This is a genomic window from Chitinophaga niabensis (assembly GCF_900129465.1).
Lineage (GTDB): Bacteria > Bacteroidota > Bacteroidia > Chitinophagales > Chitinophagaceae > Chitinophaga > Chitinophaga niabensis.
Window position 1 is genome coordinate 3,993,702 of sequence record NZ_FSRA01000001.1, and the last position, 21,551, is coordinate 4,015,252.

A 21,551-nucleotide genomic window follows, 5' to 3' on the forward strand; every position below is an offset into this window, starting at 1 on the left:
ATATTCAGTTAAAACATTAGTAGCCATATTTAAAATCGCCCTTTCCGATGAAAACGGACCAACATTATGGAGAGGAAATCCATATCCAAAAAGCCTTACAACTTGCCCCGATTGGTGCTTTTCTGACAGACGTAGACGGGAACTGTTTCTTTGTGAACGAGGAATGGGAGAAAATGACAGGTCTCAGTTCCGGCAAATCTCAAGGCAACGGCTGGTTAAAGATCATCCTGGAGGAAGATCTGCCAACTGTTGAAAATATTATCAGGAAGTCTGTAACAACACCACATACCACCCTCGTTTTTTATTTCCGGGTCAAACATCCCAAAACAGGCCTGCTCTATTGCAAAGCCAATATTCGCTCTGTTACGGATGAAGAGGACAATAGCCGCTACCTCGTAGGATATGTTCAGGACATTACGGAAGAAAAGATCAGTGAGAACAGGCAGATGGAACTAAGCACCCATTTGCAGGCACTCATTATGTCCATGGAAGATATTGTATTTGAGGTAGACGGCAATATGATCTTCAAGAACGTATGGGTACACGATGAAAAAGTGCTGTTCATGCCTAAGAAGGAGTTCCTGGGTAAAAAGCTACAGGACGTATTAGGTCCCCAGGCGGGAATGTTCGCAGAAGCACTCCAAAAAGTACTGGAAACGGGTGAAGCAAACGACATCACTTATAAACACCTGGATGATTCCAAAGACCAATGGTTCAAAGCCAGGATCAAACCGGTCATTAAAGATCCAGATCCTTCGCAATACCTGTTAGTGCTGAGCATCCAGGATGTTACTGCTGAAAAGCAAGCCGAACTATCCCTGCAGGAAACCAGGGCCAGGCTTGAACTGAGTAACCAGCTGCTGGATGTTAGCCAGGAACTCAGCAGCACCGGAGGTTGGGAATACAATTTACAAACAGGGGAGATCTTCTGGACAAAGCATACCTACCTCATCTACGACCTGGACGAAACATTCGTTCCTACCCTCGATAATACCAACACTTTTCTCGCGGATGAAGATCGTGAGATAATGAAAACATATTTTGATGCGGCTATCCTTCAGGGCAGATCTTATGATATTGAACTGAGGATCATCACTGCAAAAAATAATAAAAAATGGATCCGTGCAATCGGCGCTCCCGTTTTTTCAGATTACAATAAGGTGGTCATGCTCCGGGGTGCGTTGATGGACATCACCCGTGATAAGGAAAGTGAGCTGGAATTGATCCATGCCAAGAACTCCGCAGAAGATGCGGCAAAGGCCAAATCTGATTTCCTTTCTATCATGAGCCATGAGATAAGGACACCGCTGAACGGTATCATCGGCATTGCCAATCTCCTCAAGCTAAACTATATCCCTGAACAGGAAGAATACATTCACAACCTCCTCTTCTCTGCAGATCACCTGTTACAACTGGTGAATGATATCCTCGATCTCAATAAAATAGAAAGAGAGCAGTTCGAACTGAACTATTCCGTTGTGAACCTCCACGAACAGATCCGGAATATCCAGAACCAGTTCAAATCCCTGGCAGACATCAAGGGCCTTTCCCTCGTAGGCACTATTGACGACAACATCCCCAGGAAGATCATAGCAGATGTTACACGCCTGAACCAGATCTTGAATAACCTGCTCAGCAATGCTATAAAGTATACGGAAAAAGGACAGGTGAGCATCAGCCTGGAACTCGTAAAAAAGCAAACGGAAAAAGTGACGGTTCGTTTCTCTGTAAAAGATACGGGCATCGGTATTCCGAAAGAACACCTGGAAACAGTGTTTGAAAGTTTCCGGCAGGTACAACAGTCCACTGCCAGGAAACAGGCTGGCACCGGGCTTGGGCTCGCCATCACGCAAAAACTGATCACCTTACATAACAGCCAGATCTTCCTGCAAAGTGAACCGGGTGTAGGAACTGAATTCTACTTCGACCTCGTTTTTGACCTGCCCACCAAAAAGAACAGGCCGGCTAAACGGGAAGACCTGCCGGAGATCACCAGCTATGCAAAGAAATTCAAAGACATCCGCCTGATCTTTGTAGAAGACAATCCTATTAATATACTCGTGGCAAAAAGGCAGCTGGAATACTTTGGGATACAGCCGGATTGCGCATTAAGCGGAACAGAGGCGCTTGAACTTTTGCAAAAGAATAAATATGATATTGCCCTGCTGGACCTCCATATGCCTGAAATGGACGGTTACGCTCTGGCTGATATCATACGGAACGAATACAAAGATGTACACATCGTTATTTTTACGGCAGATATTATGCCGGAAGTAAGAAGGAAATTTGCGCAGAAGGGGGTGTTCGATATTCTCAATAAACCATTCTTCCCTAAGGAGATGCTGGCTACTTTACTGAAGATTGCACAGGTGATGAAGTTGAAGATATCGTAGGGTTCCAGTTATCGGAACCCTCCAGGATGTTCTTAACGGTGTATTTCTTCACTTCCGCCGCAGTCAATTGATTTGACCAGGGAACACGCTCTTTTACAGAAGCCCCCGGCCCTGTATTTCCGTATTCTGCATAATAAGTTGTTTTCTCTTTATCCGGGAACCTTGCATCACCAGCCCAGGGATCCCAGCCTGCGGGTACAATATGAGCGCCTAATTCACAATGAATGAACACAGTACGGGCATAGGGGCGCCATGGTCTTCCTAAATAAACTCTTTTTGCGGCAGTGTCTGCTATCAGTTTGCAATTCATTAGTACAAAACCGAATGGCTGCCTTGGTGAGGTAGCGGCAGCTGTAATAAAGGAATTCACCATGCTTTTGATGGTACAGTCCTGGAAAACAACGGTTGCTTCACCAAAAATAAAATCGGTGGTGCCTTCGATGTGGCAGTTATGGTAATACTGCCTGCTGTTTTCTTTTCCTGCATACAAAGTATCCTGGTTGCCCAGTAGTTTACAGTTCTTTATAACAGCGCGGTCTCCTTCCACATGTAAAGCTACGCCCTGGCCTACCCTGCCGGCAGTGTTTTGAATGGTGATATTCTCCGCACTGAAATCATTTCCCTGTACGAGTACCGTGTAAGAGGTAAAAGTGCTAAACTTCCCTTCCGGCCCTGGTTTTCCGGAAAAATCATCATGGGTGATAATGGTACTGTCTTTATCTTCTCCTATGAATGCAATATTGGTTTTCCAGGAAGGGACCACTATCTTTTCATGATAGATGCCCTTCTTTATATAGATCTTTACCTGTTGCTGTGAAAGGTCGCGGATGGAGTTCACGGCTTCCTGTATGGTTTTGAAATTTCCTGTGCCATTCACGTCTACAATGATCTGCTGCGCCCTTAAGCATAGTGGAGATAACAGAATGAGGAATAAAATGGATTTCATGCTTTTGAGGTATGGGTCCTTTCAAATTTAAGCAATTTATTATATACCTTAGGTACCCATGAAGCGAGCATTCCTTATTGTTGGTTTATGTTTTATCTGTTTCTCTGCTTTCTGCCAGGATACGATAAAAGTTGCCTGTATTGGTGCCAGTATTACTTATGGAGCAAGGATCAAAGATCCTGAGCATTTTTCGTTCCCGGGGCAATTACAAACTTTACTGGGGGCTGCTTATAAAGTGAGCAACTTTGGTGTAAGCGGTACTACATTACTACGTAATGGTAACGCACCTTATCATAAAACCGGGGCATATCAACAGGCATTGGCAAGTAAGCCGGATATTGTTATCATCGACCTTGGCGGAAATGATAGTAAATTGGTGAACAGATCACGTTATGCTGAGTTTGTTTCCGATTACGATACATTGATCAAATCATTCTCTTCACACCCGAGGATCATTTTACTCTTGCCTGTAGTGTCTTTTGTAACGGATACTACAGGGATCTGGGATCCGGTGATCGTGAGGGACATCATTCCAATGATACGGCAGGTGGGGTTAAATTCGGGGAAAGAGGTTGTGGATATGCATAGTTTGTTGAAGGATAAACCTCAGCTGATGCCGGATAAGATACATCCTGAAGAAGAGGGTTCGGGTATTATGGCTAAAAGGCTGTATGAGCAGATTAAATCATTATAATATGGAAGAAGTATACGAAGTAGAAAAAACATTCGAGAAGATCGATTTCTCTCAAAGCCCGTTTCCCAGGGGTGAATATGAGGAATGCAGTTTTATTAACTGCGATCTTTCCAATGCTGATCTCTCCGGTAGTAGTTTTTCCGATTGTAGTTTTTCGGGCTGTAATTTAAACATGGCTAATCTTGTAAAGACGGCTTTCAGGGATATCAAATTCAAAGACAGCAAAATGCTGGGGATGCAATTTGGGAACTGTAACCCTTTCCGCTTTGCTGTTGAATTTGAGAACTGCATCCTGGATCATTCTTCTTTTTACAATACCAAACTGAAAAAGGTTCTCTTTAAAAATTCCACGCTCCGTGAGGTGGACTTTACTTCCTGTGATCTGAGCGAGGCTACTTTTGATAATTGTGATCTGGCGCTGGCTACTTTTCAAAGTGTTATCCTTGAAAAGGCTAATTTCCTGACTGCTTATAATTATTCGATTGATCCGGAGATGAATAAAATAAAGAAAGCCCGTTTTTCCCAAATGGGGATAGCCGGGCTTTTGGATAAATATGATATTGAGATTGAACCCTAATACCGCAACAACTCCTCAATCTTTATTCCCACTTTTTCTGCATTCGGCAACATCTCTTTTTCAAGTGCCATATTCAAAGGCACCGCCGGAAGGTCCATTGCACCCATCGTCATTACAGGGGCATCCAGCGAGCGGAAGCATGCTAAGGAAATGCGGCCGGCGAGGCTTTCAGCGAATGAGTTATTCAGCTGTTCTTCTGTTAACACCAAACATTTACCATGTTTACGCACGGTGGCAAAGATCAGTTCTTCATCCAGCGGATATAGTGTGCGCAGATCAATGATCTCCACTTTGCCGGGATAAGATGCGGCGGCGGCTTTTGCCCAATAGACCCCCATCCCGTAAGTGATGATACACATCCCCTCTCCTTCCAGCACTATACGGCCTTTCCCCAATGGGAGGATGTAATCTGCGGCGGGTTCGATAGTCATTGCTTCGAGGGTACCGGGTACTTTACTCCAGTAGAGTCCTTTATGTTCCAGCATCACAACGGGGTTGGGATCCAGGAAAGCGGCTTTCATCAAACCTTTCAGGTCTGCTGCATTGGAAGGATAAGCGATCTTGATCCCTTTGATGCTCAGCAAAGTTGACTCCACACTTCCGGAGTGATAAGGGCCTCCTCCTCCATAAGCTCCGATAGGCACACGAATGAGTGTTTGGATCGGAAACTTACCTGCAGTGAGGTAACAACTCTTGGATATTTCACTTACCAGTTGATTAAAACCGGGATAGATATAATCAGCAAACTGTACTTCCACAATGGGTTTTACGCCTACTGCTGAAAGGCCTGCGGTACTGCCGATAATATAGGCTTCCTGTATGGCTGTATTGTAAACGCGGTGGTCTCCGAATTTTTCCGCCAGCGTGGCTGCTTCTCTGAATACACCTCCTAAACGGCGGCCTACATCCTGTCCGAAAAGGATCGCTTCCGGATAAGCATGCATGATCTCTTCAATGGCATGTAACGCGGCATCTACCATTACTACCTTGCTTCCATTGGCAGGTACTCTTTCACCTGATTCTTCTGTAATGGGCATGGGTGCAAATACATGATCCGCAACGGTAGTAATATCAGGTTCCGGACTATTGCAGGCAGCTTCAAATTCTGCATCTATGCGTTGCTTTGCTTCTTCTTCTATTTTCAGCGCCACTGCCGGCTCCAGTAATTGTTTAAGACGGGGCAGGGGATCACGCACCTGGTGTTTGCTGAGATCTTCGGTGCTGCGGTACCATTCTTTTCTGACACCTGAGGTATGATGCCCCAGCAAAGGAGTGGTAGCATGTACCAATACGGGTTTCCTTTCTGTTCTCACATAGAGCATGGCAGATTCCATGGCATGATAGCTCGCTTCAAAATCACTTCCATCTACCCTTATCCTTTCCAAACCTTTGAAACCGGCAGCATATTCAAAGGCATCCATGGCCCTTGCTTCTCCGGAACTTACAGAAATGCCCCATTCATTATCCTGCACGAGATAGATCACAGGCAGGCCTTTTAATACGGCAAACTGGAAGGCTTCGCTTACTTCTCCTTCCGTTACACTGCCATCGCCAAGGGAGCAAAGTACCACGGGGCTTTCCGGTGTATCCATCAGGCCAACGCTTTCCAGGTATTGAATACCCTGGGCCATACCGGTGGTGGGAATTACCTGCATACCGGTGGCACTGCTTTGATGCGGGATCATGGGTTTGCCAGGCTGGTTGCTGCTGGGATGGCAATAATAGGAACGGCCGGCACTAAAGGCATCCTCTCCTTTTGCCAGTAATTGCAGCATAAGGGTATATGGGGAGAAACCCATGGCCAGCATCATGCTATCGTCCCGATAATAGGGGCTTACATAATCCCATGGCTTCAGGAGCAGGCCTGCAGCTATCTGGATGGCTTCGTGGCCAGAGGAGGTGGAATGTACGTACTTGCAGATAGGGCGGTTGGCTTCATACTTTTCTGCCATATTCCTGGCCAGGCACATCATGCGGTATGCCTTCAGTAGCAGTGCCTGAAATGCCGTATCCTGCTCGTGGTGAGTAATGGTGGCTTCCAAAGTCGGATTGCTTATACTATCTTTAAGCACAGTAAAACTGTTTTGGTGTGATGACATGGCAAATTAGCATTATTAGTTGCTACACCAACTATTGCTAATGCAAATTAAATAATATGCACGATACTTTTGTAAGTAATCCATCTTTTTTTAAGCTGGATGCAACCCTGAAAAAAATACGTAACTATTGGCAAAAGAGCTTTGATGCGCTGAATAAGGACATTACGGTAGACCAATGGCTGCTGATTGAGAACCTTTATAAGCATAAGCGTATCACACACAATGAGTTAGCCCGATTAACCTCAAAGGACATTACGACGGTTTCCCGGATCATTGAGCTATTGGTGAAAAAGGAGCTGGTGGAAAGGCAGGGGTCTACAGACGACCGCAGGAAGGTATTTGTTCAGCTTACGCCGGCTGGTGTGAATAAGTACAAAGATGTGAGACCTTTGGTACTGGAAATGCGTAAAACGGGGTGGAAGAATCTAACGGAGGCAGATTATTCGGAGTTAACGAGGATCCTCGATGTGATCTACAGCAACATTCCGGAAGAAAGTAAAAAAGGAAAAAATTAATACGAAAAAGACTAAAAACGCTTAAGCTTAAGCAGACACGCATCCTTTTTACTTTATAATTTTTTCTTTTTACTCCTTACCTACTTCACCTGGAATTCCAGCAGGCTATCATCTTCAATGAAAGCCTCCAGGCCATCACCGATCTGAACAGGCCCTACGCCTTCAGGTGTTCCGGTAAACACAAGATCTCCGATATTCAGGGTAAAGAATCGTGAGATATACGCAATCAATTTGTCGAAAGAAAATAACAGGTCCTTCGTGTTGCCTTGCTGTACAATTTCCTTGTTCTTGTAAAGACAAAAATTGATGTCTTTCAGATCTGTGTCCTCTTTCAATGGAATGAACTTTCCAACCACAGCGGAATTATCGAACGACTTTGCAATTTCCCAGGGAAGGCCTTTGGCCTTTTGCTTCTCCTGCAAATCTCTCGCCGTGAAGTCGATGCCTACAGAAATACTATCATAGTACTTTGAGGCGAACCGCTCCTGAATGTGCTTCCCGTTCTTCGAAATCCGCAACACCAGCTCACATTCATAGTGAAGGTTATCCGTAAATTCCGGATAATAGAAAGGATGGTTGTTTTGCAGCAGGGCATTCTTTGGTTTCATGAAAATCACGGGATCGGAGGGCACTTCGTTCTTCAATTCTTCTGCATGTTTGGCATAGTTTCTTCCAACGCAGATAATTTTCATAATGCGTGTATTTTGTAAGGTTAATAAAGCCTATGGTTTGACCCATAGTCCACAATACATTGCCCACTGTGCGCACTATAATTCCAATTAGCAGGTGCAATTCTGAATTATATAACGATCAGTGGTACACGGATCATGACCTATAGCGGTTAAGGTAGGGGTACCTTTCAGGCATGAAATATACAATTTACTTCTATAATGGAAAAGTAAGGTTGTTATAATTGTTCATACATCGTTGTAAACCAATGGTAGCAAAACTTTCAACAATTTCCACACACTTATCGATCTTCTGCAAAACCACGGGTTCTTCCTGGGCAGACCACCTTCCCAAAACGTAATCTACCTGCCTGCCTTTGGGGAAATTGTTTCCTATACCAAAGCGCAGCCGGGGATACTGATTGGTAGCAATGGACTCCTGGATACTTGTAAGGCCATTATGCCCGGCATCGCTGCCGCCGGGGCGTAAACGGATAGATTCCAGTGGTAATGCCAGATCGTCCAGGATCACCAGCATGTTTTCTACGGGGATCTTTTCTTTGTCCAGCCAATACTTTACAGCCCTGCCACTCAGGTTCATATAAGTAGTTGGTTTTATAACCACTATTACCCTTCCTTTCCATTTAACTTCTGCCACATCCGCCAACCGGTCGCTTTTAAACACCACGTTATGTTTTTGGGCAAGGGCATCCGCAACATCGAAGCCGATATTGTGGCGGGTATGATGATAATCCGCTCCAATGTTTCCTAATCCAACAATGAGATATTTCATATACCTGGTAATTGATCCCTGTCAACAACAATATATTGATCGGGATGCCAAAAATAAAAAGCCCGGCTGATATTACGCCGGGCTTTCTAATATAATTATTTTGCCAATTTATTTTTTCTTGGCATCCTTTGCTGCTTCAGCTTCTTCTTGTTTCAGCTGACGTGTCATTACCACGGATGCAACAGGGATACGGGGAGAGTTCATGATCTCGATACCTTCTGCTTTTACATCCTGTACGCGGATGTTTGCATTCAGGTCCAGCTCAGTGATATCCACTTCCAGATTTTCACGCAGGTGTTTAGGCAAAGCCTTCACTTTCAGTGATTTCATTTTCACTACCAGTTTACCACCGCTCTTTACACCGATGGAAGAACCTGTAAATTTCAATGGCATGGTTGCTACTACCTTCTTATCATCTACCAGTTCCAGGAAGTCAACGTGGATCAACTCGTCTGTTACTGTATCAAATTGCAGATCTTTCAAAATGCAACGATAAGATTTACCGCCCAGTTTCACCTCAGCGATCTGGAAGTCAGGTGTATACACCAGTGTTTTGAAAGCAGTGACAGGAGCTGAAAAGCTAACTGTTTCTGCACCCCCGTAAATAACGCAAGGCACTTGTTGCTCAGAACGAAGTAAGCGGGTGGCTTGTTTGCCGAATTCGCTCCTGAGTTGTCCTTCGATGGTTATTGTTTTCATTGTTTAACTTTTATATAAATGATAAAAAACTCGTTGTTATTGCATCTTACGCTGGCTGTGTACAAATAAGCTTGTGATAGACTTATTCTCGTGCATGTTCCTGATAGCTACTGCAAACAGATCGGCTACACTGATCACTTTCACTTTGCTGCTGTGTTGTTTTAACGGAATGGTATCGCATACCACCAGTTCGTCCAGCACAGAGTTTTCAATGTTTTCGTAAGCCTTACCACTGAATACAGGGTGCGTACAAAATGCTCTTACGCTCCTTGCTCCTTTTTCCATCAGCAAAGCGGCTGATTTAGTGAGGGTGCCTGCGGTATCACAGATATCATCTATCAACACAATATCCCTGTTAGTTACATCACCGATCACCACCATAGACGCAATTTCATTTGCCCGTTTACGATGCTTGTCGCAGATCACCATTTCAGCATTGAAATAGCTGGCCACTTCACGCACCCGGGTGGTAGAACCCACGTCAGGGGACGCAAAGGTAAGGTTTTCCAGCTTTAGATTCTCTATATAGGGAATAAAAATAGCTGAGCTATCCAGGTGATCCACCGGGATATCAAAGAAACCCTGGATCTGAGGAGCATGTAAGTCCATGGTTATCACCCTGTTAGCTCCTGCGGCAGTGAGCAGGTTGGCGATCAGCTTCGATCCTATGGCTACCCGGGGTTTATCTTTCCTGTCCTGCCTGGCAAACCCAAAATATGGGATCACGGCTGTAATATACCCTGCGGAAGCTCGTTTGGCAGCATCGATCATCAGCAACAGTTCCATAATGTTCTCCGTGGGGGCACAGGTGCTTTGTACCAGGAAAACATAATGGCCACGAATGCTTTCAAGGAACACCGGTTGAAATTCGCCGTCGCTGAACTTCTGGATGTTGATCTTGCCGATGCCATTGCCATACCTGGAGGCGATACGCTCTGCCAGAGCGGGATTACTATTTCCCGTAAAGATTTTTACTGATGGATTCATGGTTCAAGAAAAGAGGTGGCAAAACTATGACTTTATATGGGGATATGCAGAAAAAAAATCAAACAGAATTAATACTAAAAAAGTTAGTGAGGGGAATTACTAACCAGATTAGTATTTGTATATTTGGGAAATGGTTTTGTATGATAGTTAACCCAACATTTCTGCCTGGTATCAGCAATTACCTTGAGCCTAAGCCTAAACGTGTATTGCCTCCCATCCATGAATGGTCAGAAGATGACCAACCCAGGAAAAAACTGGTTAAAAAAGGGGCCCGGTCGTTAAGCCAGGCTGAGTTATTAGCCATACTTATCAATTGTGGCAATACAAAACAGTCTGCCATTGAACTGGCACAGGAAATATTGCTGAGCTGCAACAATAACCTCTCAGACCTTTCCTCCATGAATGTAGAAGACCTGACGAAGTTTCACGGCATAGGCTATAAAAAAGCCGTTACCATCCTGGCCTCCCTAGAACTTTCCCGCCGTAAACAATCACAGCTTCCCTCTAAAAAAAATGTGATCACCTGCGCAGATGATGTGGCTTCTTTGCTAAGGCCGCTCCTCGAAGATCAGTTCTATGAAACTTTTTATGTGCTCTATCTTAATCATGCCAACAAGCTCCTCCATTACAGCTGTATCAGTTCCGGCGGCCTTACTTCCACTACCGTAGATCCACGCATGGTCTTCCAGGAAGCATTGCTTCAGAAAGCCACCCGCATCATGTTATGCCACAATCATCCCTCGGGGAGCCTGCGGCCCAGTAATGCAGATGTCAATATCACGCATAAATTAAAAGCAGGTGGCAAGTTGTTGGATATCGAGGTTTTAGATCATGTGATCGTTTCCTCGGAAGGGCACTTCAGTTTTAAAGAAGATGGCATGCTCTGATCAGCGCAGCAAAGTGGTTACACCCTTCTGAAATACCCGGTTCCCCAATTCTGTATTGGTGTATTCAAGTACCCAGGCATAAGTGCCAATGCCCGCAGGAGATCCATTGATCTTACCGTCCCATTTATTCATCCAGTTATGGGATTCAAATACTAACTGGCCGTTCCGGCCAAAGACACGGAACACAAGGTCCGCAGTTTTATACCCGTTCAGCGGATAGAGGAAATCATTAATGCCATCGTTGTTAGGCGAGAAAGCAGTGGGTACTGCCACCCTGCAACTGGCCACAGCCTTAATGGAATGAAAAACCGTATCGGTGCATTGCAGATCATCCTCCACGATCAGCCTTACCTGGTAAACCTGATCCCGCCCCGATAACGGATAACGGAAAGGTTGCGGATCTACCATCCTGGAACCAGGCCCATAGTTGAAATCCCAGCGATGGGATACAATATTGCCAATACTCTGGTTGGTGAAGGAAGCCATATCCAGCGGACATAAAACCGGCGTATTCACAAGGAACTCGGCTTTCAGGGTATTGTTCAGCAACATCGTTTCTGTATGATCATCTGTACAAACACCATTGGAGACTTCCAACTTTACGGTTTTCTGTCCAAACACGGTATACACTTTCTCTGGTGTGCGTGTGGTCATAGTGGAACCATCTTCAAAGGTCCACTTCCAGTCATTGGCACCATGCGCACCATCATGTTGCAGAAAGATGGTGTCATACACACAATCCAGGCTTATCCTGTAACTGAACAACGCATTTACGGTATCCTTTGTTGTGAACGGCACTACATATCCCAGCGGCGTTTGTACACCACATTCACTGATCATGGTGTTACCATCACTTCCCCTGATCAGTTCTATCCGGTAATTACCATCGAGGTAAACAGGGCCGCTGAGAGACAGCTCTATACTATCTGTCAGCTGACCGGCACAAAAGGTATTGGCTTGCACAATTGTAACGGCGGGCCCTGTTCCGCTTAGCTGAAAATCGCTGCCATTCGGAGCAATAGAACTGCAAAGCACCGGATCGGACAAACGGACCTTAATCTTAGTAGGCACACAGCCTACGGGATCAATCCTGTCAAAAGGCACCGCCTGCGGAATGGCTATTACGAATGGTACTTCTCTGCCAGCCTGAATGGGATTATCACAAGCATCCAGCAATGTATTGCCATCTGCGCCGTTGCGGATCCTTACGGTGTAATTTCCACCGGGCAAAGGCCTGTCCAGCGTAAGTACAACAGAATCCATATCAAAACCTCCCGTACAATTCACGCCCACCGCGCTCACTACATTTGCGGTGGCAGCACCTACTATCTCAAATTCACTGCCATTTGCTGCAAGCGTGGCACATTGGAATTTTTTGTTCAGTTTGATAGCGACCCGGTTATTGAGGCAATGATATTTAGCAGTAAGGAATGCTCCCGGCAAGGGATCTGTAATATTAGCGGTTCCTCCGCCAAAAGCTAATTCGTAACCACTTTGTGAGGTAGATGTAAAGTGGCTTACCATCAGTAAATACTGATGCCCTGCCACCAAGGTAGGCATGCTGCTCCATTTAGGTTCACTCAATCCTTCGCAGGCCATTGGTTTTGTGCCTGCTGCAGAGGCTCCTGTTGCTCCTGCAATGGCACTCCAGTTACCACCTACCTGCAGGTTTGTGTTGGAATACACATCATCCACATTCCTGCCGGTAACATCAAAAAGCTGCCAGTCGTAATCATCACCGGCATCGTTGGGCGTGATCGTAAAACCAAGTGTACCCGCAGTATAGCAGGTAAATTTATACCAGAAGGGGTTTAGATCCCTGTATTCTACGTTTGGAGGGCAGGTTGGGAGGCGGATCACTCTTCCAGCACATGCGGGCACCGAAGTCTGCTTCAGTGCTTTAGTTCCGCAAATAGGAAAAGCGCTGCGTGGCGTTTGCCCCAATGGCGTACAGCCCTGACCCAGGGTCCGGTTCACCGCAAATAAAAGGGGTATTATGCATATGATTAGAAAACGCATGGAATTACAGCTAGCAATATATAGATAATATATAAAGCAATAACGGCCTCTTTTGTTACATTTGCTGGAATTTTCTCTAAAAAAAACAACTCATGCTCAAAATAGGCTTGTTCGGTGTAGGGCATTTAGGCAAGATCCATTTATCTCAGCTGGCCACTATGAAGGATGTGGAAGTAACAGGTTACTTTGATCCCAGTGATGCCAATGCCGAAGGGGTACAAGCACAACATAATCTCAAACGCTATACTTCAGCAGAGGAACTGATCCTTGCTTCTGATGCGATTGATATTGTGGCACCTACCACGCAGCACTTTAAATTGTGCGAAATGGCTATCCGCAACGGAAAGCATGTTTTTGTGGAGAAGCCTATGACCAATACGATGGAAGAAGCCAAACTACTGGTGAAACTGGTGGAAGAGGCTAATATAAAATTCCAGGTAGGGCATGTAGAAAGATTTAACCCTGCTTTCCTGGCCCTGAAAGGCCATGATCTGAAACCAATGTTCATTGAAGTGCATCGCCTCGCAGAATTCAATCCGCGTGGAACAGATGTGAGTGTGATCCTGGACCTGATGATCCATGATATCGACATTGTGCTGAGCATTGTGAAATCCAGCATCAGCCGCATTTCAGCCAGTGGCGTAGCTGTGATGAGCGATACACCTGATATCGCCAACGTACGTATAGAATTCCATAATGGCTGTGTGGCCAATCTTACTTCCAGCCGTATCTCCCTTAAAAAGATGCGCAAAATGCGCCTCTTCCAGAAAGATGCTTACATCGGCATTGATTTCCTGGATAAGAAAACAGAGATCATCAAATTGAAAACCCCGGCGGATGAAGGGCTGTTCACCCTCGATATTGAAACCAATGCCGGTAAGAAAACCATTGCCATTGCTAATCCGGAGATCAAACAATCCAACGCCATCCGTATGGAACTGGAATTCTTCCGGGACAGCATCCTCGAAAATAAACCGGTTGAAGTAAATGTGATAGATGGTTTCCAGGCGCTGGAAGTAGCCCATCAGATCCTGCAAAAGATCGGAAAAGGGCAATCAGAGTAAAATTCAATGTAACATTCTCATATTAGCCCCCGTTTCATATTAAACACCCCCAATATGAAACAAGCCTTTACTATTGCTATATGCCTGCTCATGGTGGCGGCCCTTGCCTGTAAAAAGAAAAAGAACGGTCCTCCTGAGGCCCCCTATCCCTATCTTCCTACTGAGATGCATTACAGGGAAACGCAATGTTCTAATCCCTGGACTGGTATTAATTTAACGGAAGCCCAACTCAAAACAAAAGTGCAGGAGTGGCTGCAGGCAAACGGATTTGAAATTACGCAGATAAAGATCACAGGCAAGGCACCCATTACTGTTTGTGCAGCCTGTACCTGCTATACCGGGCGTATGGTTGAAGTTGTATTTGAAAAAGAAGAAGATATAGACAGATCAAGGCCCTTCGGATTTCATCGTCCATTAGAAAAGTATAATAAGTGAAACACACACTAACTATCGCTATTTGCCTGTTGATGCTGGCAGGTGTTGCCTGCAAGAAACGTAATACAGTTCCGGCCAACGAACTTCATTTCACAGAAACAGTATGTGCTAATCCATGGATGCAGCGGGTGAATATCCTGGAAGTACCCCGGAACGATGCTAAAATAATCAATGACTGGTTGGTGGCTAATAACATCACACCGTTAAAGATAACTATCTCCGTTTCAAATGGCGGGCCAACCTGTTATGCCTGCCATTGCCCTTCCGGCAGGATAGTAAAAGTATTATTCAATACAGCAGACCTTGAAAAGGCAAAAGCACTGGGCTTTTATAAGCCCTGATGCAGAAAAGCCGCCGCTATCACCAGGTCCTGCGGTTTTGTGATCTTGATGTTCTGCTCCTCGCCTTCCACGAGGTTCACTTCTTCCCCAAACCTTTCCACTACTGTGGCTTCGTCTGTAAACAGCGGGTCGTAGGGTTGATCGAATGCGGGCAACAATATTTCTGATAAAAAGGTTTGTGGTGTTTGGATGATCCTGAAACGGGTTCTGTCTGCCGCCATATTTCCTTCATCATCTACTTCCCGGATACTGTCTTTCAATGCAATGGCCGGAATAGCGCTGCCTTTGGCCAGGGCCTGTTCATAACAGGTACGGATCAACGCAGGGCTTACCAATGGCCTTACACCATCATGCACAAAGATCACTGCATCCTGTTTTATCAGTTTCAAACCATTCAGCACAGAGTGGAAACGGGTTTCTCCCCCATCCACCAAAGTGATGGAAGGTGGCCTGTCAAATGCAGTGAGTACGGTTGCCACACTGGCTTTGTGTGCTTCCGGTAAAACGAGGATGATATGCATATCCTCATATGCTGCCAGAAATGCAGCGATGGTATGATACAGTACAGGTTTTCCAGCCAATTCCAGGAATTGCTTGGGTACGGTGCTGCCCATCCGCTGACCGGAACCTCCGGCCACTATTATGGCAATTTTGCTACGAGACGACATTACAGAACGGAATTTAAAAAAGAAAAGGCAAACAGCAGCGAGCTATTTGCCTTTTCAAATATCCCTGGCGATACGGATCAGATGATCAGCATTGCATCGCCATAGCTGAAAAAGCGGTACTTCTCTTTGATAGCCTGTTGGTAAGCTTCCATTACCAGGTCATAACCGGCAAAGGCGCAAACCATGATCAGCAGACTGGTTTTTGGCAGGTGGAAGTTGGTTACCAGCGCATTAGGAATAGAGAAATCGTAAGGAGGATGGATGAAAGTATTCGTCCAGCCTTCTGCAGCTTTCAGATGGTTCTGTGCTGTTACGGAAGATTCTACTGCTCTAACGGTAGTGGTACCAATGGCGCAGATCTTGCGGTTCTCTTCTTTTGCTTTGTTCACGATCTTCACCGCATATTCATCGATGTGGAAATATTCCGCATCCATTTTATGTTTGCTCAGGTCTTCTACCTCAATAGGGCGGAATGTACCTAACCCGGTGTGCAGGGTTACTTCTGCAAATTTAACACCTTTGATCTCCAGGCGTTTGATCAGCTCACGGCTGAAGTGCAGACCAGCGGTTGGTGCAGCAACAGCTCCTTCATACTTAGCGTAAACGGTCTGATAACGCTCTTTATCGTCATCTTCGGGTTTGCGTTTGATGTACTTTGGCAGTGGTGTTTCACCCAGGCTGTCCAGAACGGCTTTGAACTCCTCGTCGTTCCCTTCAAAGAGGAAGCGGATGGTACGGCCACGGGAAGTAGTGTTGTCTATCACTTCTGCAACCAGGCTCTCGTCATCTCCAAAATAGAGTTTGTTACCTACCCTGATCTTACGGGCGGGATCCACGATCACATCCCACAAACGGTTCAGTTTGTTCAATTCACGGAGCAGGAACACTTCAATTTTAGCACCGGTCTTTTCTTTACGGCCATAGAGCCTGGCAGGGAATACTTTCGTATTGTTCACTACCATTACGTCTTTGTCGTTGAAATACCCGAGTACGTCCTTGAAAACTTTGTGCTCAATTTTGCCGGTTGCACGGTTAACAACCATCAGGCGGCTCTCGTCTCTTGTCTTGGTGGGATGCTGTGCGATCAGATTTAAAGGAAGATCGAACTTGAATTGTGATAATTTCATATTACGGTATGAATGAATTTTAAAGTGTGCAAAGGTACTGAATATAACGCATTGTTTCAAATAAATTGCTATTTGCCGGGAATAGCCGCTATCAAATGGCGGGTGTATTCTGAGGCCGGATGATGATATACCTGCCTTGCCGGCCCCATTTCCTCAATTTTCCCCTTATTCATCACCATCATCCTGTCGCTCATAAAGTGTACCACAGAAAGGTTATGGGAGATAAATATATAAGTGAAGTTGAATTCCTGCTGTAATTGCATCAGCAAATTGAGTACCTGGGCCTGAACACTCACATCCAGTGCGGAAACAGATTCGTCACAGATAATGAATTCAGGGTTGAGCGCTAATGCCCGTGCAATCACTATCCGCTGGCGCTGGCCTCCGGAAAATTCATGTGGGTAACGGTCGTAATGCTCCGGCAGCAGGTTCACCTTTTCGAGTAACTCCAGCACTTTTTCCTTCCGGGCGGCATCATTTTCATATAACCCATGCACTTTCATGGGTTCCTGGATGGCACGGCCTACCGTGATCCGCGGATTTAAGGAAGAGTAGGGATCCTGGAAGATCAGCTGGATGTGCTTTCGCATATCGCGCATTTCCCCGGGAGACAAGCTCCTCAGGTCCCGGCCTTTATAATAAATGCTTCCGCCGGTTGGTTCTATCAGCCGGAGAAGCGTTCTGCTCAATGTTGTTTTCCCGCAACCGGATTCTCCTACCAGCCCGAGTGTTTCTCCTTCCCTCACTTCAAAGCTTACATTATCTACAGCTTTCGTCCACCCGGCCACTTTTCCCAGGAAGCTCCTCTTTTTGGGGAACCAGGTACTCAGGCCTTCCACTTTTAATAAAGGGGGCCTTGTTGCCAGCATTTGTTCCCTGGCCAGCATTTCTGTTTCCGGGAGTTCCAGGGCCTGAACAAAAGCACCAACGTCTGCAGCTTTTTCTTTCAGGCCGCCATCTTCGCCTATTTCCATAAAGTCGCGCACTACGGGTAAACGGCGGAGCCGTTTTTCCAATGGCGGGCGGCAGGCCAGTAAACCTTTGGTGTAGGGATGTTGAGGATGATGGAAGATCTCAGCCACAGGGCCTTCCTCTACGATCTGCCCTTTATACATTACAGCTACCCGGGAAGCGATCTCAGCGATCACCCCCAGATCGTGTGTGATGAAAACTACGCTCATGCCCATTTCCTGCTGAAGTTCCTTCAGCAGGGCCAGGATGGTTTTCTGTACGGTTACATCCAAAGCGGTGGTGGGCTCGTCTGCTATCAGCAAACGGGGGCCGCAACTGATAGCCATCGCTATCATCACTCTTTGCTTCTGGCCACCGGACAGTTCATGGGGATATTTATCAAAAGCCAGTTCAGGATCAGGGATCCGTACCTTTTCAAACAGGCTGATCACCTGTTGACGGGCTTGCTGCCTGGATATTCTTTTGTGCAGGGAAATGGCTTCGGCTACCTGGTTTCCACAGGTATGCAGGGGGTTCAGGGAAGTCATGGGTTCCTGGAAGATCATGGCTATTTCGCTACCCCGGAAACTGCGCATCTGTGCAGGGCTTAGACTTAACAGGTTAACAGGCGCCTTGCCTGGTGCTGTGTAAATAATATTTCCATTTACAGCGCCCTCTACTAATCTCATCAGGCTGAGTGCTGTAACAGATTTCCCGGAGCCGGATTCTCCTACGATACCTACAATTTCTCCCGGCTGAATATCCAGGGAAATACCTTTAACAGCAGTAACCGTATTAAAGGTAACGGTAAGATGTTGGAGCGATACTAGCGGTGCTGCACTCAAAAGAGGAGGTGTTTAACGGTCTGGTGATTATTGATCAGGTTTTGGAGGGAATCAATTCCCACCCTTAAATGCCTTTCTACAAATTCGGAGGTCACTTTTTTATCACTTTCTTCTGTTTTCACACCTTCCGGTACCATGGGAGAATCAGAAACGAGGAGTAATGCCCCGGTAGGGATCTTGTTATAAAAACCTACTGAAAAGATAGTGGCCGTTTCCATATCTATGGCCATGGCACGGACCTTTTCCAGGTATTTTTTAAATTCAGCATCATGTTCCCATACCCGGCGGTTGGTGCTGTAACAGGTGCCTGTCCAGTAATCGCAGCCTAATTCCCTGATGGTGGTAGATATGGCCTTCTGCAAGGCAAAGGCTGGTAAGGCAGGTACTTCGGGTGGAAAATAGTCATTAGAGGTACCTTCTCCGCGGATGGCCGCAATGGGCAGGATCAGGTCTCCAATACTGTTCTTCTTTTTCAAGCCCCCGCATTTACCCAGGAACAATACGGCTTTGGGAGAGATAGCACTCAGCAGGTCCATCACGGTGGCTGCTCCCGGACTTCCCATCCCAAAATTTATAATAGAGATATCTCCCGCTGTACAACACTGCATGGGCCTGTCCACTCCAACAACCTTCGCGTTGTGCTCTTTGGCAAACATCGACACATAATTGGAAAAGTTAGTCAGGAGGATATGAGAGCCGAAGTTCTCCAGCTTCTCTCCTGTATAGCGGGGAAGCCAATTAGCTACTATTTCTTCTTTCGTCTTCATAGCTTTTTTTGACAAATGAATGTAATGTTTTTTCCCGAAACAGCCACGATTCCCTAGTTTTACAACATGATCAACATCCAGTTCCCTCCCCCGGATTTTCGCATTCAGGCTACAAACGGGCAAGAAATGATCTTTGACCCTTTCCGTAAAAAATATGTGGTATTAACCCCGGAAGAGTGGGTGCGCCAGAATTTCCTGAACTATCTCGTGAAAAGCCTGGAGTATCCCGGCGCACTGATGAGCATAGAAAAGGAAATGCACCTGGGAGAATTGCGCAAACGCTGTGATATTGTTATTTACAGCCGGGAAGCGGTTCCCTGGATGATCGTGGAATGCAAAGAGATGGGTGTTCCATTGGGCATGCCTGTGCTGGAACAGATCGTAAGATATAATATGGCATTGCCTGTACCTTACCTGGTGATCACCAATGGCAGTAACACCTGGTGCTGCAAACTGAATGCAGAAGCAGGGAATTGGGTGTTCGAAAATGCGTTGCCGAAATATCCGGACGTGGATGCACCTCCTGCATAAAAAAATGGGGCCGATCCAAAAGATCGGCCCCACCGAAAACATTATGATCCTTATGGGAAAATACCCAGCTGCTCATATGCTGCACCTACTTTATCAATAGCGCATACATATGCTGCGGTACGCATATCCCTGATCTTTTTATGTTCCATAAATTTCTCACGCACTTCATGCAAAGCAGTGTGCATGGTTTCTTCCAGGCCGGAATATACCAGGTCTACTTCATCGGCACCATGTGCAATGAACTTCCTTTCTTTTTCTGACACCTTTTTACCGGTCAGTTCTTCTATCTGCCCCAGGATGTGAATGTTCATATTCTCATCGAAGCGTTTGCCCAGGCGGCCATAACGAACATGGCTGAGGTTTTTCAGCCACTCAAAGTAAGAAACGGTAACACCTCCTGCGTTGAGGAACATATCCGGCACTACGATCACACCTTTTTTAGCGAGGACCTCATCTGCTTCAGGAGTGAGCGGGCCGTTAGCTGCTTCGCCGATGATCTTGGCTTTGATCTTTGGCGCATTGCCGGCGTGGATCACATTCTCCAGCGCAGCGGGAATGAGGATATCGCATTCCAGTTCTAATCCATCCGTGTTTTTCTTCAGGCTTTTAGCATCGGGGAAACCAACGATGGAACCAGTTTCTTTACGATGTTTCAATACTGCGTCCGGATTCAGTCCTTTAGGATTGAAGATGGCGCCATCCCATTCTATCAGGCAGATCACTTTCGCGCCTGCTTCATGGAAATATTTGGCAGCGTGGTAACCCACATTACCCATCCCCTGCACGACTACTTTTTTGCCTTCAATGCCGGGTTCCAGTCCAAGGCGTTTCATGTCCTCTTTTACATTACATAATTCACGGAGACCATAAAATACACCAAGGCCTGTAGCTTCAGTACGGCCACGAACACCGCCCTGGGAAACAGGTTTACCGGTTACACAACCATAACCGTCAATCTCTCCGGGGCGAAGGCTCATGTATGTATCCAGGATCCAGCTCATTTCACGTTCGCCTGTTCCATAATCAGGAGCAGGTACGTCGATGCCGGGACCTATAAAGTTCTTTTTTACCAGTTCAGCCGTGTAACGGCGGGTGATGTTTTCCAGCTGAAAAGGGGTATAGTTGCGGGGATTGATCTTGATACCTCCTTTGGCACCGCCAAAAGGAACGTTCACAATAGCGCATTTGTAAGTCATCAGGGCGGCGAGGGCCATTACTTCATCCTGGTTCACTTCGTCACTGAAACGGATACCTCCTTTACAGGGCAGTTTGTGATGGGAGTGCTGTACCCTGTAAGCTTCAATTACGTCAATACTGTTTCCCACTCTCACAGGGAATTTAATACGATACACAGCATTACAGGCTTTGATCTGCTCCAGTATCCCCTTTTCCCATTTGGTGAACTGCGCAGCCTTGTCGAAACTTTGTTCCACACTGTGGAAAAAGTTATAATGCTGTTCTTGCGCCAGCGCTTTAGCTTTAGCCATAAAAAACGGTTTTATGTATATTGTTTTGGTGTTGTACGATGCAGGGTCCCTAACTTAT

The 21,551-nt window shown here is 46.0% G+C and carries 21 protein-coding genes; 9 read left to right on the forward strand and 12 right to left on the reverse strand.

Annotated features, from left to right (window positions below):
- The first annotated feature begins 47 nt into the window (after nt 1-47).
- On the forward strand, nt 48-2,393 hold the full coding sequence (locus BUR42_RS15960) for a PAS domain-containing hybrid sensor histidine kinase/response regulator (RefSeq protein ID WP_074240173.1): 2,346 nt from the start codon (nt 48-50) through the stop codon (nt 2,391-2,393).
- On the opposite strand, the gene BUR42_RS15965 is transcribed toward BUR42_RS15960, so the two are convergent.
- Nucleotides 2,347-3,339 carry a pectinesterase family protein gene (locus tag BUR42_RS15965; protein ID WP_074240174.1) on the reverse strand — a complete coding sequence of 331 codons (993 nt, stop codon included), beginning with the start codon at nt 3,337-3,339 and terminating at the stop codon, nt 2,347-2,349. The genes BUR42_RS15960 and BUR42_RS15965 overlap by 47 nt on opposite strands.
- Before the next feature lie 58 nt (nt 3,340-3,397).
- On the opposite strand from BUR42_RS15965, the gene BUR42_RS15970 reads away from it, so the two are divergent.
- Both BUR42_RS15970 and BUR42_RS15975 read left to right on the forward strand, forming a co-directional pair.
- Nucleotides 3,398-4,033 (forward strand): GDSL-type esterase/lipase family protein, encoded by a 636-nt coding sequence (locus BUR42_RS15970; RefSeq protein ID WP_074240175.1) that lies wholly within the window; start codon nt 3,398-3,400, stop codon nt 4,031-4,033.
- Nucleotides 4,011-4,610 carry a pentapeptide repeat-containing protein gene (locus tag BUR42_RS15975; protein WP_234979683.1) on the forward strand — a complete coding sequence of 200 codons (600 nt, stop codon included), beginning with the start codon at nt 4,011-4,013 and terminating at the stop codon, nt 4,608-4,610. Before BUR42_RS15970 ends, BUR42_RS15975 begins: the two co-directional genes overlap by 23 nt.
- On the opposite strand, the gene BUR42_RS15980 is transcribed toward BUR42_RS15975, so the two are convergent.
- Nucleotides 4,607-6,709: an alpha-ketoacid dehydrogenase subunit alpha/beta gene (locus BUR42_RS15980; RefSeq protein WP_084185601.1), complete on the reverse strand. Its 2,103-nt coding sequence runs from the start codon at nt 6,707-6,709 to the stop codon at nt 4,607-4,609. The two genes, BUR42_RS15975 and BUR42_RS15980, sit on opposite strands and share 4 nt — an antisense overlap.
- 56 nt (nt 6,710-6,765) lie before the next feature.
- On the opposite strand from BUR42_RS15980, the gene BUR42_RS15985 reads away from it, so the two are divergent.
- Nucleotides 6,766-7,224, forward strand: coding sequence for a MarR family winged helix-turn-helix transcriptional regulator (locus BUR42_RS15985; protein ID WP_074240177.1), 459 nt, complete (start codon nt 6,766-6,768; stop codon nt 7,222-7,224).
- 80 nt (nt 7,225-7,304) lie between these two features.
- Here the strand turns inward: BUR42_RS15985 and BUR42_RS15990 are convergent, their stop codons facing one another.
- From BUR42_RS15990 to BUR42_RS16005, 4 genes are all read right to left on the reverse strand, one after another.
- Nucleotides 7,305-7,916, reverse strand: a complete 612-nt coding sequence (locus BUR42_RS15990) for a fumarylacetoacetate hydrolase family protein (RefSeq protein ID WP_074240178.1) — start codon at nt 7,914-7,916, stop codon at nt 7,305-7,307.
- 193 nt (nt 7,917-8,109) lie between these two features.
- Nucleotides 8,110-8,685: an aminoacyl-tRNA hydrolase gene (pth, locus tag BUR42_RS15995; RefSeq protein ID WP_074240179.1), complete on the reverse strand. Its 576-nt coding sequence runs from the start codon at nt 8,683-8,685 to the stop codon at nt 8,110-8,112.
- 108 nt (nt 8,686-8,793) lie between these two features.
- The gene (locus BUR42_RS16000) at nt 8,794-9,384 is read right to left on the reverse strand and encodes a 50S ribosomal protein L25 (RefSeq protein WP_074240180.1); all 591 of its coding nucleotides are present in this window, start codon (nt 9,382-9,384) and stop codon (nt 8,794-8,796) included.
- 36 nt (nt 9,385-9,420) lie between these two features.
- A complete protein-coding gene (locus BUR42_RS16005; RefSeq protein WP_074240181.1) occupies nt 9,421-10,371 on the reverse strand; it encodes a ribose-phosphate pyrophosphokinase in 951 nt (316 codons plus the stop codon).
- 140 nt (nt 10,372-10,511) lie between these two features.
- Here BUR42_RS16005 and radC point away from each other — a divergent pair, with 140 nt between their 5' ends.
- A complete protein-coding gene (gene radC, locus BUR42_RS16010) occupies nt 10,512-11,258 on the forward strand; it encodes a RadC family protein (protein ID WP_084185602.1) in 747 nt (248 codons plus the stop codon).
- Here the strand turns inward: radC and BUR42_RS16015 are convergent, their stop codons facing one another.
- Nucleotides 11,259-13,235, reverse strand: a complete 1,977-nt coding sequence (locus BUR42_RS16015; RefSeq protein WP_234979685.1) for a T9SS type B sorting domain-containing protein — start codon at nt 13,233-13,235, stop codon at nt 11,259-11,261.
- Nucleotides 13,236-13,369: 134 nt separating this feature from the next.
- Between BUR42_RS16015 and BUR42_RS16020 the strand changes: the two genes are divergently transcribed.
- From BUR42_RS16020 to BUR42_RS16030, 3 genes are read left to right on the forward strand one after another with little or no spacing between them, the layout of a single operon-like run.
- A complete protein-coding gene (locus BUR42_RS16020) occupies nt 13,370-14,341 on the forward strand; it encodes a Gfo/Idh/MocA family protein (RefSeq protein WP_074240183.1) in 972 nt (323 codons plus the stop codon).
- 54 nt (nt 14,342-14,395) lie between these two features.
- Nucleotides 14,396-14,776: a hypothetical protein gene (locus BUR42_RS16025; RefSeq protein ID WP_074240184.1), complete on the forward strand. Its 381-nt coding sequence runs from the start codon at nt 14,396-14,398 to the stop codon at nt 14,774-14,776.
- Complete coding sequence (locus tag BUR42_RS16030; protein ID WP_143197463.1) at nt 14,773-15,117, forward strand: hypothetical protein; 345 nt, start codon at nt 14,773-14,775, stop codon at nt 15,115-15,117. Before BUR42_RS16025 ends, BUR42_RS16030 begins: the two co-directional genes overlap by 4 nt.
- Here BUR42_RS16030 and BUR42_RS16035 read toward each other — a convergent pair.
- The 4 genes from BUR42_RS16035 to BUR42_RS16050 all read right to left on the reverse strand — a co-directional run bounded on the left by BUR42_RS16035 (nt 15,105) and on the right by BUR42_RS16050 (nt 19,475).
- On the reverse strand, nt 15,105-15,785 hold the full coding sequence (locus BUR42_RS16035) for a 2-C-methyl-D-erythritol 4-phosphate cytidylyltransferase (RefSeq protein WP_074240186.1): 681 nt from the start codon (nt 15,783-15,785) through the stop codon (nt 15,105-15,107). The two genes, BUR42_RS16030 and BUR42_RS16035, sit on opposite strands and share 13 nt — an antisense overlap.
- A 77-nt stretch (nt 15,786-15,862) precedes the next feature.
- Nucleotides 15,863-16,912 (reverse strand): tRNA preQ1(34) S-adenosylmethionine ribosyltransferase-isomerase QueA, encoded by a 1,050-nt coding sequence (queA, locus tag BUR42_RS16040; RefSeq protein WP_074240187.1) that lies wholly within the window; start codon nt 16,910-16,912, stop codon nt 15,863-15,865.
- A 68-nt stretch (nt 16,913-16,980) separates the two neighbouring features.
- The gene (locus BUR42_RS16045; RefSeq protein WP_074240188.1) at nt 16,981-18,708 is read right to left on the reverse strand and encodes an ABC transporter ATP-binding protein; all 1,728 of its coding nucleotides are present in this window, start codon (nt 18,706-18,708) and stop codon (nt 16,981-16,983) included.
- Entirely contained in the window at nt 18,705-19,475 is a 771-nt protein-coding gene (locus tag BUR42_RS16050; RefSeq protein ID WP_074240189.1) for an AMP nucleosidase, read from the reverse strand. The genes BUR42_RS16045 and BUR42_RS16050 overlap by 4 nt, the downstream gene beginning before the upstream one ends.
- A 66-nt stretch (nt 19,476-19,541) precedes the next feature.
- Between BUR42_RS16050 and BUR42_RS16055 the strand changes: the two genes are divergently transcribed.
- Nucleotides 19,542-20,006 carry a type I restriction enzyme HsdR N-terminal domain-containing protein gene (locus BUR42_RS16055; protein ID WP_074240190.1) on the forward strand — a complete coding sequence of 155 codons (465 nt, stop codon included), beginning with the start codon at nt 19,542-19,544 and terminating at the stop codon, nt 20,004-20,006.
- A 50-nt stretch (nt 20,007-20,056) separates the two neighbouring features.
- Here the strand turns inward: BUR42_RS16055 and BUR42_RS16060 are convergent, their stop codons facing one another.
- On the reverse strand, nt 20,057-21,493 hold the full coding sequence (locus tag BUR42_RS16060) for a Glu/Leu/Phe/Val family dehydrogenase (protein ID WP_074240191.1): 1,437 nt from the start codon (nt 21,491-21,493) through the stop codon (nt 20,057-20,059).
- Nucleotides 21,494-21,551 lie beyond the last annotated feature (58 nt).